At 63.1% G+C, this 13,601-nt stretch carries 13 protein-coding genes; 4 read left to right on the top strand and 9 right to left on the bottom strand.

Features of this window, described 5'->3' with window-relative positions:
- Positions 1–108 precede the first annotated feature (108 nt).
- Positions 109–2,325 carry an NADP-dependent isocitrate dehydrogenase gene (locus PXK07_RS12165; protein ID WP_274848585.1) on the top strand — a complete coding sequence of 739 codons (2,217 nt, stop codon included), beginning with the start codon at positions 109–111 and terminating at the stop codon, positions 2,323–2,325.
- 133 nt (positions 2,326–2,458) lie between these two features.
- On the opposite strand, the gene PXK07_RS12160 is transcribed toward PXK07_RS12165, so the two are convergent.
- The 4 genes from PXK07_RS12160 to PXK07_RS12145 all read right to left on the bottom strand — a co-directional run bounded on the left by PXK07_RS12160 (position 2,459) and on the right by PXK07_RS12145 (position 7,602).
- Positions 2,459–4,345 carry a methyl-accepting chemotaxis protein gene (locus PXK07_RS12160; protein ID WP_274848583.1) on the bottom strand — a complete coding sequence of 629 codons (1,887 nt, stop codon included), beginning with the start codon at positions 4,343–4,345 and terminating at the stop codon, positions 2,459–2,461.
- Between the two features lie 446 nt (positions 4,346–4,791).
- Positions 4,792–6,348 carry a trimethylamine methyltransferase family protein gene (locus tag PXK07_RS12155; protein ID WP_274848582.1) on the bottom strand — a complete coding sequence of 519 codons (1,557 nt, stop codon included), beginning with the start codon at positions 6,346–6,348 and terminating at the stop codon, positions 4,792–4,794.
- A 218-nt stretch (positions 6,349–6,566) separates the two neighbouring features.
- Positions 6,567–7,277, bottom strand: a complete 711-nt coding sequence (locus PXK07_RS12150) for an HAD family hydrolase (RefSeq protein WP_274848581.1) — start codon at positions 7,275–7,277, stop codon at positions 6,567–6,569.
- Positions 7,278–7,317: 40 nt separating this feature from the next.
- On the bottom strand, positions 7,318–7,602 hold the full coding sequence (locus PXK07_RS12145; RefSeq protein ID WP_274848580.1) for a DUF3572 domain-containing protein: 285 nt from the start codon (positions 7,600–7,602) through the stop codon (positions 7,318–7,320).
- Between the two features lie 114 nt (positions 7,603–7,716).
- On the opposite strand from PXK07_RS12145, the gene PXK07_RS12140 reads away from it, so the two are divergent.
- Complete coding sequence (locus PXK07_RS12140; protein WP_274848579.1) at positions 7,717–9,114, top strand: diguanylate cyclase; 1,398 nt, start codon at positions 7,717–7,719, stop codon at positions 9,112–9,114.
- A gap of 106 nt (positions 9,115–9,220) precedes the next feature.
- On the opposite strand, the gene PXK07_RS12135 is transcribed toward PXK07_RS12140, so the two are convergent.
- The 4 genes from PXK07_RS12135 to PXK07_RS12120 form a co-directional block, all read right to left on the bottom strand.
- A complete protein-coding gene (locus PXK07_RS12135; RefSeq protein ID WP_274848578.1) occupies positions 9,221–9,763 on the bottom strand; it encodes a periplasmic heavy metal sensor in 543 nt (180 codons plus the stop codon).
- Entirely contained in the window at positions 9,760–10,164 is a 405-nt protein-coding gene (locus tag PXK07_RS12130; protein WP_274848576.1) for a hypothetical protein, read from the bottom strand. Before PXK07_RS12130 ends, PXK07_RS12135 begins: the two co-directional genes overlap by 4 nt.
- The gene (locus PXK07_RS12125; protein WP_274848575.1) at positions 10,157–10,738 is read right to left on the bottom strand and encodes an RNA polymerase sigma factor; all 582 of its coding nucleotides are present in this window, start codon (positions 10,736–10,738) and stop codon (positions 10,157–10,159) included. Before PXK07_RS12125 ends, PXK07_RS12130 begins: the two co-directional genes overlap by 8 nt.
- A 67-nt stretch (positions 10,739–10,805) precedes the next feature.
- On the bottom strand, positions 10,806–11,297 hold the full coding sequence (locus tag PXK07_RS12120) for an EF-hand domain-containing protein (RefSeq protein ID WP_274848574.1): 492 nt from the start codon (positions 11,295–11,297) through the stop codon (positions 10,806–10,808).
- 197 nt (positions 11,298–11,494) lie between these two features.
- Here PXK07_RS12120 and PXK07_RS12115 point away from each other — a divergent pair, with 197 nt between their 5' ends.
- Positions 11,495–11,914, top strand: coding sequence for a DUF983 domain-containing protein (locus tag PXK07_RS12115; RefSeq protein WP_274848573.1), 420 nt, complete (start codon positions 11,495–11,497; stop codon positions 11,912–11,914).
- A gap of 30 nt (positions 11,915–11,944) precedes the next feature.
- The gene (locus PXK07_RS12110) at positions 11,945–12,676 is read left to right on the top strand and encodes an NUDIX hydrolase (protein ID WP_274848572.1); all 732 of its coding nucleotides are present in this window, start codon (positions 11,945–11,947) and stop codon (positions 12,674–12,676) included.
- 10 nt (positions 12,677–12,686) lie between these two features.
- On the opposite strand, the gene PXK07_RS12105 is transcribed toward PXK07_RS12110, so the two are convergent.
- Positions 12,687–13,589, bottom strand: a complete 903-nt coding sequence (locus PXK07_RS12105; RefSeq protein WP_274848571.1) for a DMT family transporter — start codon at positions 13,587–13,589, stop codon at positions 12,687–12,689.
- Between the last annotated feature and the right edge of the window lie 12 nt (positions 13,590–13,601).

Below are 13,601 nucleotides of genomic sequence, written 5' to 3'. Positions count from 1 at the left end.
CCCTCGATTGGCAGCCCCCCACCGGGGAGCAATCATCAATTTGCGAGGGGCGCCCGGCCGCCGCCCAAAGTCGACAAAGCTTCCGATATCGCTGAAAGGTTGTGGAACATGACAGAAAACGCAAACCCCGACATTTTGTATACCATCGTAGACGAAGCGCCCGAGCTGGCATCGGCTTCTTTCCTGCCGATCATCCGCAAATTCGCTTCTGCCGCCGGTATCACCGTCGGGACCAAGGATATCTCGCTGGCCGGTCGCATCATCGCCACCTTCCCGGAAAACCTGACCGACGCGCAAAAGCAAAGCGACGATCTGGCCGCCCTGGGTGAACTGGTGAAAACCCCGGATGCAAATGTCATCAAGCTGCCCAACATCTCGGCTTCGGTGCCGCAGCTGACCGCCGCCATCGCCGAACTGCAGTCCCAAGGCTATGATATCCCGAACTATCCCGAGGATCCCCAGAGTGACGCGGAAAAAGAGATCCGTGCGCGCTATGACGGCATCAAGGGCTCGGCGGTGAACCCGGTCCTGCGCGAAGGCAACTCCGATCGTCGTTCGGCACGGGCGGTGAAGAACTACGCCCAGAACAACCCGCATTCCATGGGTGCATGGTCCGCCGACAGCAAGACCAAGGTCTCGTCGATGCCGGGCAATGACTTCTACGCCAACGAGAAATCCGCAACCATCACCGCCGCACAAGCCGGTGACGCGAAGATCGAATTCGTCGGCAAGGACGGCGCTGTCACCGTGCTGAAGGACGGCTGGCCGCTGGAAGAAGGCACCGTTGCCGATGCCACCTTCATGTCCGCCAAGGCGCTGGCCTCCTTCCTGGCTGCAGCCATCGAAGACACCAAGGCAGACGGCACCATGTTCTCGCTGCACATGAAGGCCACCATGATGAAGGTCTCCGACCCGATCATCTTTGGCCACGCGGTCAAGGCCTGGCTCGGCCCGGTCTGGGACAAGCACGGCGAGGCGATTGTCGCCGCCGGGGGATCTGCAAACTCGGGCCTTGGTGCGGTTCTGGCCGCCATCGAGACGCTGCCGAACGCCGCCGAGATCAAGGCTGAGATCGCAGCACTTGAGCGTCCTTCCATGTATATGGTGGACAGCGACAAGGGCATCACCAACCTGCATGTGCCCTCGGACGTGATCATCGACGCCTCCATGCCGGCCGTGATCCGCGCAGGCGGCAAGGGCTGGGATGAAACCGGAGCCAAAGGTGACACCAACTGCGTGATCCCCGATCGCTGCTATTCCACCGTCTATGACGAGACCATCAACTTCTTCAAAGCCAATGGCGCGTTGGACGTGACCAAGGCAGGCTCCGTCGCCAACGTCGGCCTGATGGCCCAGAAGGCCGAGGAATACGGCTCTCACCCGACCACGTTCGAAGCCCCCGCCGATGGCGAGATCCGCATCGTTCTGGCCAATGGCGAGACGCTGCACAGCCACGCGGTAGAGGCAGGCGACATCTGGCGCTCCTGCACCGTGAAGAAGGCCCCGATCGAGAACTGGATCCAGCTGGCGATGGACCGTCAGCGCCTGACCGGCTCCGAGGCGATCTTCTGGCTGGACGCAAACCGCGCCCATGACGCCGAGCTGATCAAATACGTCAAACCGGCGCTCGAAGCCGCTGGCGTTGCCGACAAGTTCCTGATCATGGCGCCGCGCGAAGCCACCCGTCAGAGCCTTGAGACCATCACCGCAGGCAAGGACAGCATCGCCATCACCGGCAACGTGCTGCGCGACTACCTGACCGACCTGTTCCCGATCCTGGAACTGGGCACCTCGGCCAAGATGCTGTCGATCGTGAAACTGATGCAGGGCGGCGGCTTGTTCGAAACCGGCGCCGGCGGTTCGGCCCCGAAACACGTGCAGCAGCTGGTCGAGCAGAACCACCTGCGCTGGGACTCGATGGGTGAGTTCTGCGCCCTGGGGGAAAGCCTGAGCTTCCTTGCCGACGTCAAGGGCAACGCCAAGGCAGGCGTGCTGGGTGCTGCGGCAGAGGTCGCGACCCAAGGCATCCTCGACAACAACCGCTCGCCCTCGCGCAAGGTCGGAGAGCCGGACAACCGCGACAGCCACTACTGGTTCGCCCGCTACTGGGCCGAAGCCCTGGCGGCGCAGTCCGACGACGCCGATCTGGCGGCCGAGTTCGCCCCTGTTGCCAAGGCCCTCGCCGAAGGCGAAGCGGCGATCCTGTCCGAACTGGCTGCAGCCCAAGGACCGGCGGCAGAGATCGGTGGCTACTATCGCCCCAGCGTCGAGCTGAAAGCCAAGGTCATGCGCCCATCGGCAACGCTGAACGCGATCATCGACTGATAGGGACGCCTATTGAAACAGGAAACGCCCGGCAGATCCTGCCGGGCGTTTCTTTTTTGACCTGTTGAATGCGCCGCATCGGCGGCAGGGCAACGACCCTATCGAACCGTTGCCCGTGGGCTTTCGCGCCGGATCAGAAATCCTGCCACTTGTCCAGGGCAGCGTTTCCGTCGGTGCCGGTTGCGGCGGCCGGGGTGACGTCGCTGAAATCCCAGTCGTCGTCGCCATGGGCCGTCGGGGCACTCGGGGCGGCTTTCGGGGCGCTCAGCTGCGTGATGCCGCCGCCGCCCGAGATCTTGAAGTGGGCCACCAGTTCGGCCAGCTTGGTCGCGTCGCTGTTCAGCATGTGACCCGCTGCCGTCGCCTGTTCCACCATCGCCGCGTTCTGCTGGGTCACCTGATCCAGCTGCACCACGCCGGTGTTGATCTCGCCCAGGCCGGTGGACTGCTCCACCGCGCCCTCGGCAATGTCGGTCACCAGTTTCGAGATATGGTTCACCCGCTCGACGATGCTATTGAGCGCCTCGCCCGCCTTGCCGACCAGATCCACACCGCGCTCCACCTGGCGCGAGGAATCGCTGATCAGCGTCTTGATCTCCATCGCCGCATCCGAGGAGCGCTGCGCCAGGGCGCGCACTTCGGAGGCCACGACCGCAAAACCACGGCCTGCTTCGCCTGCTCGGGCAGCCTCGACCCCGGCGTTCAGGGCCAGGAGGTTGGTCTGGAAGGCGATGTCGTCGATCACGCCGATGATCTGGGCGATATGGGTCGAGGACTGCTCGATCTCGGTCATCGCCGAGACCGCGCTTTGCACCACGGTGCCGCTGTTTTCGGCCTCCTGCTTGGCCTCGTCCATGATGTTCTCGACGCTGCGCGCACCTTCGGCGGCGGATTTCACGCTTGCTGTCAGTTCATCGAGGGCGGCGGCGGTTTCCTCAAGGGTTGCGGCCTGGCTTTCGGTGCGATGCGACAGGTCGTCCGAGGACTGGCTGATCTCGGCCGCGCCATTGCGGATGCTGGCGGCGGACTCGACCACCTGCGAGACGGTGCCGTTGAGGTTCTCGACCGTCTTGTTGAAGTCGAGCCGCAGCTGTTCGTAATCCTCCGGGAAGGCGCTGTCGATGCGCACCGTCAGATCGCCGCTGGCCAGTACCGACAGGCGATCGGTCAGGGTGTGAACCACCTGCGCCTGGGCGGCATCGCGCTCTTTCTGCGCGGTTTCCAACTCCTTCTGACGGATCAGCGAGTTGCGGAACACGTCCAAGGTCCGGGCCATGTCGCCGATTTCATTGCGGCTTTTGGTGCCCGGAATGTCCGATGCGGTGTCCCCTTCGGCCATCGACAGCATGCGATCCTTGAGATTTTCAACCGGATTGATGACGCTGCGGGCAATGAAGAAGGCGGCCACGCCCATCGCCGCCAGGCCAACGACCAAGGCAATCAGCGCCGAGTTGCGCATTGCGGCGATATCCGCTTCGATATCGGCCACATAGGCACCGGTGCCAACGACCCAGCCCCAAGGTTCAAAGAGCTTGATATAGCCCATCTTGGCTTCCGGGATTTCCGAATCCGGCTTGTTGAAATGGTAGATCACGGCCCCTTTGCCATGTTCATTGATCACGCGCTGGAACTCCTGGAAAACAAAGACGCCATTCACATCTTCGAACTCCGACTGGTCCACGCCAAGCAACTGCTTGGCCACCGGGTGGGCTACCATGTAGTTGTCGCGATTGAAGGCAAAGAAGTAACCTGCGGCGCCAAAGCGCGGCAACTCAACCGCTGCAATCCCGCGCGCCTGAGCTTCCTCAAGGGTAATGGTTCCAGCCTGCACCTGAGCCTCCAGGCTGGCCAGAACGCTGACCATGGAGTCCGTCAGGCTGTCGAGTTCCTTCTCACGCATCTCATATGCGTTGTCGATTGCACGAGACAGCAGGATGAAGGTCAATACCGCGGCAAGCACGACGGCGAGGCCGGCCAAGGCATAAATTCGGGCAGGTAGCCGATACAGAAACGTAGGCATGTCAAAGTGGTCCTTCGATGAGGCGCATTCCGATGCAGGGATAGGCGATTTTTCCTAATTTTCCCTTAGATCCACCGTGAGACTTTTAGCCTTCAACCCCTCCAAAATTGCCTGAACCCCATGAAAATGTAGCATTTACCCCCGGAACAGATCGGGATTTCTTTCCATTTCGCAACACTGGCCAGACCAGGGGTTTTGGCCGGACCGGCAGGCAAATCATTGCAACAGAAAGGATTTTGTCCTGTTCAGTCTGAGCAGAGCCATCGCTGCATCCTGCCGCACACACGCCAGACACGCACTGCCATCGGGCGTTGCCATTCTAGACTGAATCCGCGTGAATGGCCTATTTGGCCGCCAACGGCACAGTTGACGTGGTCACAGGTATCAAGGCCTGCGAATCAGGGCCGAAAGGGGCGATCTGCCTGCAATTGGGATCAAAACAGCGATCAGAAATCCGTCGGCGCGCCGCCTTCGGATTTACGGCGGGCGACAAAATCGCCCAGTTCCTCGCGGATGGCAGGGTCCATGGGAGGGGCTTCGAAATCACCCAGGATCTCCTTGTAGATCCGATGGGCGCGTTCCGGTGTCCAGACGGCTCCGGCGGCCTCCCAGGCTTCAAAGTTGCGCCAGTCGCTGAGGAAGGGCTGGTAGAAGGCGTCTGTATAGCGATCCTGGGTATGCTGGATGCCGAAGAAATGGCCGTCGTTGCCCACCTCGCGGATGGCCTCAAGGGCGATATCCTCGGGGCCGGTGGCGCAGATCTGCGGCTGCATGTAGCGCTGGATCTGCTGCAGGACCTCGCAATCCATGATGAATTTCTCCGGGCTGGCGATCAGCCCGCCCTCCAGCCAACCGGCGGCATGGTAGACCATGTTGGTCCCGGACTGCACCGCGGACCAGAGCGAGTTCGAGGTCTCCCACATGGCCTGCCCGTCCGGCACATTGGCCGCGCAGACACCCGAGGCGCGCATCGGCAGGCCGTAGTAACGCGCCATCTGGCCGGTCATCTGGGTTGCGCGCATGTATTCGGGCGTGCCAAAGGCAGGCGCTCCGGATTTCATGTCCACATTCGAGGTAAAGGTGCCGATCGCGCAGGGCGTGCCCGGGCGCACATATTGAAACAGCGCCACGGCACAAAGCGCCTCTGCCAGTGATTGCGCCACGGCGCCTGCCATGGTCACCGGCGCCATCGCCCCGGCCAGGGTAAAGGGGGTGATGACCACCGCCTGCCCCTTGCGCACCAGCCGCAGACAGCCGTCGATCATCGGAAAGTCATGCTTCAAGGGCGAGGTGGAGTTGATATTGGTGTACATATGCGGGCGGCTCTCGAATTCCGCGTGGCTGAGGCCCCCGGCGATCCGCACCATCTCCATCACATCCTCGACCCGTTCCTTGCCAAGGGAATAGGCATGCATCACCTTGTCGGTCAGGGTCAGCTTGTCATAGAGCACATCCAGATGCCGCACCGAGGCGTGGATATCCACCGGCTCCACCGGATAGCCGCCCGCGAAATGGATGCAGTTGAAATACTGGGTGAGTTTCAACAGGTTCTGGCATTGCTCCCGCGTTCCCGAGGCCTTTTTGTTCAACTCCAGATCCCAGTAGTTCGGCGGCGAGGAGACATTGCCAAAGAGGATATGATTGCCGCCCACCGGGATCCTGCGCTCCGGGTTGCGCGGGGTGATGTCAAAGCTGTTCGGGGCCTTGCCGACCATCTCCATCACGAAGTCGCGGTCCATCCGCACCAGATCACCCTCGACCCGGCAGCCCGCCTGTTTGAAGATCTCGATGGCCTCGGGGTTGAGGAAGACGATACCGATCTCTTCGAGAATGCGCATGGCGCCATCGTGGATGGCGGCAACCCCCTCGGGATCAAGCGGTTCGGTGGGCCTGTCGATATTGACCGGGATGGACCAGGGCATCTGGTTGAGGGCCGCACCGCCACGCCGGGCCGCCGCGCCTGCCCTGCCCCCGCCGCGTCTGCGTGCTGCTGCTCGTGCCATGATATCCTCCGTCCGGTTGCACCGGCCTTCACCCGTGTTGCGCCCTCAACTGGCCCGATATCCCCTTGGGCCACCTTTCCATTCACGACATGGCCTGTCGTTTTCTCGCAACCACACGGCGCTGACCAAAAATTCTGGACAGAACTGAACAGTTCCGCGCGCAGATTTGCAAGCAGCCGGTATTCGCAGCTGCCGCTCAGCGGTTTCGAAGGGGATGGTCAGGCCTGGGTCAGGGCGGCCCTGCGATCCAGCCAGTCCGGGATATGGCCGATATCCGGCAGCACCGCATCCGCATGTGGCTCCAGATCGCAGCGGCTGGCCATGCCGGTCAGCACACCGATCCGCTGCATGCCCGCCGCCGCCCCCGCCTGCAGGTCGTGCAGGCTGTCCCCGACCATGGCGGTGCGGTCTGGACGGACGCCGCAGTGATCGCAAAAGGCCAGCAGCGGCTCCGGATCCGGCTTGGCGCCATGACCACTATCGAACCCGGCCACAAAGGCGAAACGGTCCAGAACGCCCGCCCGCTGCAGCTGGCTCACGGCCGAGAGCTCCGCATCATTGGTCATCACCCCCAGCACCTTGCCCCGCGCCAACAGACCATCAAGGAAGGCGGCTAGGGGCACCGCCTCGGCCAGGGCCGCCTCTGCTGCATTCTGCGCCAGATAGCGTTCCAACTCCGGCTCGGGCATATGGGGCACATGCGGCGCCAGGGCGCTGGCAACCTCGGCATTGGTTCCGGCGATCACGAAACTGTCGGGATGAAAGGCGGATTGCTCCAGATCGAAGCGCAGCGTTTCGGCCATCGCCCGCGCCAGGTCATCGTCGCCCGCCGACAGGGACAGCAGCATGTCCGCCGCCCAGGTGTTCCAGGTGGCGGCAAAATCGAAAAGGGTCCCGTCCTTGTCGAACAGAAAAGCATCTACCGGCATGTGCATGATCCAGGGTTACAGTCGTTCGGGGATATCCCTATCAGGTCCAGTGGATTTGCGCACCACCCGGCAGCGCCATCCGGGCCTGCATGGGTGATTCATATTTTAGCCCAGCATCATCGCAGAAACCCACCACCCAGGCATCGTCCATCATTAAGAAATCGAGCACCGAGCCCAGAAACTCCGGATCCGACGCCCGGCTCTTCAAATCGTCGACAGACGCACCCGTTGCGCCCATAAACACCGGAAAAAGCTCATCATTTCCGGACAGCCAGGCCAAGGCCCGCAGCGCGAGGGTTTCAGCTTCATCGGCGGAAATCTGCATGGGAACACCTTCCTGACACCTTGCGGCCAATTTAGTAAAAATACGAAACAGTTTATTAACCAGTGACTGGGAAAACTACCAGTCATCGAAACCCGTGCATCGAAAGGGCAATGTGTGCAGGGAACCATTCTGGTCATAGACGGTGTCTCCACCAACCGGATCATGATGAAGGTGCAGCTTGCGGCGGCCTATTATGACGTCGTGCTGGCAGCCGGCGTTGCCGGGGTGCTGGATATCGCGCGCAGCTGCCGCCCGGATCTGGTTCTGACCGCGAATGCCCTGCCCGATGGCCGCGCCGCCGATGTGAAGCGCGCACTGATGCGCGACGACACCCTGGCAAATGTGCCGGTGATCGCGGTCAGCCGCTCGGACAATCCCGCACGCCGTCTCGAAGCCCTCTCTGCCGGTATCGACGATGTGCTGCCGCAGCCGCTGGACGATGTCATTCTTCAGGCCCGGATCCGCAGCTTGCTGCGCGCCCGCAGCGCCAATGAAGAGCTGAACATGCAGCGGGATGCCTCGCATGGCTTTGTCCTGCCGCTGAGCGATCGCGCCACCTCGGCCCGTGGGATCCAGGCGAGCGTTGCGCTGGTCGCCGAAGATATTCAGACCGCCCGCGCCTGGAAACAGCGTCTTGGCCAGACGGTCTCGCATGAGATCCGCACCCATCAGATCGGCGACGTTCAGCCCCTGATGAGCGAACCTGTCGCCGATGTCTTCATCATCGAGCTGAACGAGGTCTCTTCAGGCGCCGGTCTGCGCCTGCTCGCGGATCTGCGCGCGCGTGCCGCCACCCGCCGATCGGTGGTCATCGCGGTGCCCAACCCCGCCGATCCCCATGTGGCCGCCGAGGCCCTGGACCGTGGCGCCCATGACGTGCTGCAAACCGGTTTCGATGTAGAGGAACTGGCGCTGCGCCTGGAGACCCAGCTGCAATACAAGCACCGTCACGATCTTCTGCGCGACAGCGTGCGCAACGGGTTGCGTGCCGCCGTCGAGGATCCGATGACCGGGCTATACAACCGGCGCTATGCCAAGCCCTTTCTGGACCGCACCGCCCGCAACGCCTCTGAAAGCGGCGACAAGTTCGCACTGATGCTGGCCGATCTGGATCACTTCAAGCAGATCAACGACCGCTATGGCCACCCCGCAGGCGATGCGGTTCTGATCGAGGCCGCCAAACGCTTGCAGGCGCGGCTGCGCCCGGTGGATCTGCTGGCGCGTGTCGGTGGCGAGGAATTCATGATCGTCCTGCCCGGCGCCAGCGAGTTCGAAGCGGGCCTTGCCGCCGTCGAGCTCTGCAATGCCATCAACAGCAAGCCCTTTCATGTGCCGGGCATCGATCAGCCGATTTCGGTGACCATCAGCATCGGCGCGGTGATTGGCGGCGGCACGACCGAGAGCATCAAGGTCACCGAGCTGATCGCCAAGGCCGACCAGGCGCTCTATGACGCCAAGAATGCCGGCCGCAATCAGGTGACCATGTCCCCGGCCAGCGCCGCGGTCGCCTGACCCCGCCCCCAATTGCAAAGGCAAGATCTAACCAGGCAAAGACGGCTGAACAAAGCCGTCATCTGCCCTGGCGTTCTGTGACCACGGGGATCAAAATCCGGAGGGGTCAGTGACCGGGCGGTCTGGGCGGGCCGTCGTCGCCATGTCTCTTGAACCGCTCCTGCATCTTCTGCGCATAGCGTTTGCGATCCTCCGCTGCCATGGCCTCAAGCTGCGCAACCCAGGCCTCCTGGACCGAGATATAGAAGGCATGTCGGCTTTCCGCCTGCTGCCTGAGCAACGTGGCCAAGGCCTCTGCCTGGAACGGATCACCCATCAGGATCGCGATGACGGCGTCTCCTTCGGCGCGGCGGCGCGCGATGTGGCTGCCGTGTTCCCCTTCGGCACGATTGTGCAGGGCGCGCCGGGTGTCGCGGTCCAGATCGCGAAAGATCATCGCCCCAACCGAGGGCGGCCGCCGTCCCGGATGATCTCCGTCGCGCCAGCGCACCGCGGCCCCGACAGCCAGGCCCGCAACCGCCAGGTTCGCCGCGAGAGAGACCGCCAGCAGCGCCTTCAACCAGGGCCGCATGCCGCTGCGGGTTTTCAGCTCATCGCCGTCCGGCGCTGTTTTCGGCGCCTGATCCGGGTTTTGTCCTTCGGTGGTCATTGCGTCTCCTCGTCCAGCAGCATCGCCAGATCGTAGTTTTCATATGGCAGGTTCGTCGACTCGCTTGTGCCCTGAACCAGTGCAACCGGGTCGGGCAGGAAACTGGGAGGCGCCAGACCGATCCAAAGCCCCGCCGCCGTGGCCGCAACCATGCCGCCCATCGCAGGCCAGCCGCCAACCGCGCGCCGGAACTGCTGCCACAGGCCAAAGGCTACGTCGGCAAGGCGATCCGGTGGTGTCCCGTTTGCTTGGGCCTGAAGCGTGGCCCGGTGGTCTGCCTGGCAGCTGGCCGCATCGGCAAGGATGCGCGCGGTCAAAGCCTCGGGCATGGCCGGGCGGGCCTGCCGGGCATCGTCGAACAGGCTGTCCAGCCGTTTCAGATCGTCTTCGGTCTCAGCCATCGTCATACCCCAATTCTTCGCGTCGCTTGGCCAGGATCCCGGCCAGTGCCCTTTTGCCCCGGGCGGTCAGGCTTTCAACCGCCTCGACGCTGATATCCATGATCGCGGCAATCTCCGGGTTTGCCAGCTCTTCCAGGTGACGCAGCACGACCGCCTGACGCTGCCGCTCCGGCAGATGCATCAATGCGGCCTGCAGCGCATCCTGGCGGGCCGCCTCCTGCAACTGCTCTGGCGCGCCCTTTGCCGGGTCGGGCGGCTCGGGCACCGCATCCAGATCCAGATGCCCGCCACGCTGACGCCGCTTCAGATCGATGCAGAGGTTCATCACCACCCGATAGAGCCAGGTCGAGACCTGCGCCTCGCCCGGGCGCCAGTCGGGCGCCATGCGCCACAGACGCAACATCGCCTCCTGGGTCACATCCTCGGCCTCGGCCCGGTTGCCGAGAACACGCATCGCCACCCCAAAGGCACGCGGCCCCAACCGGTCGGTCAAAAGAGTCGCCGCACGCCCGTCACCGGCCACGAAACGCGCAAGCAGCGCATCGTCTTCCAACGACTGAGGCTGCGCGCTCACCTTGGGCGGACCTTCCTTGGAAGCCCCGCCCGGCGGTATGTCGGTTTTCTGCAGCACGCCTGAGAGATCAGTTCTGCTCCATTCCCTGGCCCGGTTTCTGGCCACAGTCGCGGCCTTTGTGATGCTTGCCACGCTTGTGCATGCGCATCTCTTCGAACTCCGCCTTGGAGATGGCGCCGCTGCCATCGCTGTCCAAGCGTGAGAACATATCACCATGCTTGCCTGGCATGGGCAACTCTTCCTGGCTCAGGGCGCCATCGCCATCGCTGTCGTGCCGCTCGATCATCTGGGCGGCGCGTTTCTCGGCGCGCTTGTGGCCCTCGGCAATGATTTCTTCTGCCGACAGCTTGCCATCGCCATCGGTATCCGTCGCGGCAAAGCGGGCGGTGCGGTGGGCCTCCATTTCGGCCTTGCTCACCTCGCCATTGCCATCGGCGTCCAACTCTTCGAAGGTCACGCGCGGTCCGTGATGACCCGCTCCCGGCTGGGCCAATGCAGCCGATGCCCCGGCAAGACCGGCAACAGCAACGATCGCGGCCATGAAGTGCGAGTGTTTCATATCATCTTTCCTTCTGTTCGCAGCAGCCCCGTGCTGCTTGATGCATGGAAGAAACGCAGGGGACCCGGCTTTCCGTCGCAAAAAAGTGAATTAGCTAAACCCCGCAATTCTTGCGGCATCGGGCCGCAGAGCTTGTATCGCCCCCTTTTCCTCGGGCAAGAAGCAGGCAAACATGGCTACGCAACACAGGATTTTCCATGACCGAGTCTCACGCCGCGCCGACGCCCGAAGCACTGGCCTCTGACATTGAAGCAGACCGCCCCACCATGCCCGCACTGTTGAAGGGCTGGCGCCGCAAATGCCCTGACTGCGGCAAGGGCGACATTCTGCATTCCTATCTCAAGGTGAACGACAGCTGCGGCAACTGCGGCTTGGATCTGTCCGGGCATCGCGCCGACGATGGGCCCGCCTATCTGACCATTCTGATCGTCGGCCACCTGATGGCACCGATCCTGCATGTGGTCTATTTTGCCTACCGACCGGAACCTCTTGTCACCTTTACGGTTTTCTCGATTGGATGTCTGGCCTCGTCGCTGTATCTTCTGCCTAGGCTGAAGGGTGTCGTCGTGGCCTATCAATGGGCGCGGCGGATGCACGGGTTCGACAACAAGAACTGATCCCTTCGCAATACCTTTAGGGAGGGGTAGATGAGCACAGCAGAAGTACAGGGCGTCACCAGCCAGGATAAATCGGCGATCCGCAATGCAGCGACAGTGATCGCCGTGCGTGACCGGATGGCCGAAGACCCGCAGGTCCTGATGGGGCAGCGCGGCGCCAAGGCGGCCTTCATGCCCAACAAGTTCGTCTTCCCCGGCGGTGCGGTCGATCCCGCAGATGCCGCCGTTCCCCTGGCCGATCCCCTGCCCGAGGTCTGCCGCAACCGGCTGGCCGAACAGGCGCCCGAGGATCTGCATCACGCGCTTGCCGCCGCCGCCATCCGCGAATTGTGGGAAGAAACCGGGCTGCTGCTTGGCACCCCCGGGGAATGGTCCGGCGCGGTGCCGGATGATTGGCAGGCCTTTGCCGACAGCGGGCACCTGCCCTCGGCGCGCGCGCTGCAATTCGTGTTCCGTGCCCTCACCCCTCCGGGTCGGCCGCGCCGGTTTGATGCGCGTTTCTTCCTGATCGATGCCGATGAGATCCTGGGCGATCTCGACGATTTCTCGCAGGCCTCGGACGAGCTGTCGCATCTGCAGTGGATCCCGCTCAGCGAGGTGCGCACCTTCGACCTGCCCTTCATCACCGAGGTGGTGCTGGCCGAGGTCACCGGCCGCATCCGCGATACCAGCCCGCCGGGCAGCGTGCCCTATTTCCGCAACGATGATGAAACCAGCCTGTTCCTGCGCCTCAAGGGCTATCCGATGCCGGACAGCCACTAAGGCGCCCTAGTCAGAGCGCCAGCACCAGCGCCAGGATCGACAGGCCCAAGAGCCCCATGCCAAGGATCTCGCGCCCGGTGATCTTTTCGCGGAAGAACAGGACCGAGGCCAGCAGCGACAGCACCAGTTCGATCTGGCCCAGCGCCTTTACGTAGGCGGCGTTTTGCAGGGTAAAGGCCCAGAACCAGCAAAACGAGCCTGCCATGCTGGTCAGCCCCACCCAGACCGCGACCCGGCGCGCCTGCCAGACGCGGGTGATCTCGCCCTTTTCGCGAAAAGCCAGCCAGACCAGCATGAACAGCGTCTGCAACGACACCACCGCCGCCAGGGTGATCCCGGCCCGAAACATCGGATCCAGATCCGCCAGTTGCAGAGACGCGCCGCGGTAGCTGACGGCGGAAAAGGCGAAGAGAACGCCCGATCCCAGCCCCAGCAGCGAGGCCTTGTTGGTCAGGTGCTGCCACCAGGCGCCCTGCACATCAGGGGTTTTCGACAGCACCATCACCGCCGACAGGCCGATCAGGATCGCGGCCCAGCCCCAGGGGCTGATCCCATCCCCCAGCACCACAAGCCCGACGATGGCGGTCTGAATGACTTCGGTCTTCTTGAAGGTGATGCCCACGGCAAAATTGCGCTGCTTGAACAGCGCCACGACGCAGACGGTCGCCAGGATCTGCGCGGTGCCACCGATGGCCGCAAAGCCCCAGAACCGCGCGCTCAGCTCGGGCAGGCTTTGCCCGGTCACCGCCAGATAGCTCGCCAGCGCCGCCAGGATGATCGGCGCCGAATAGGCAAAGCGTGCAAAGGTCGCCCCGCCCGGTGACAGGGTGACGCTGCTCAATACCTTTTGCAGCATGAAGCGCACGGTCTGAAAGCTCGCGGCGGCGATGGAGACGGGAATCCAGGTCAACATGCCTTCGCTTAT

It is taken from the genome of Phaeobacter sp. QD34_24, assembly GCF_028890115.1.
Taxonomy (GTDB): Bacteria; Pseudomonadota; Alphaproteobacteria; order Rhodobacterales; family Rhodobacteraceae; genus Phycobacter.
The sequence above is the reverse complement of the archived record's forward strand: the minus strand, read 5'-3'. Positions and strand labels throughout refer to the sequence as shown.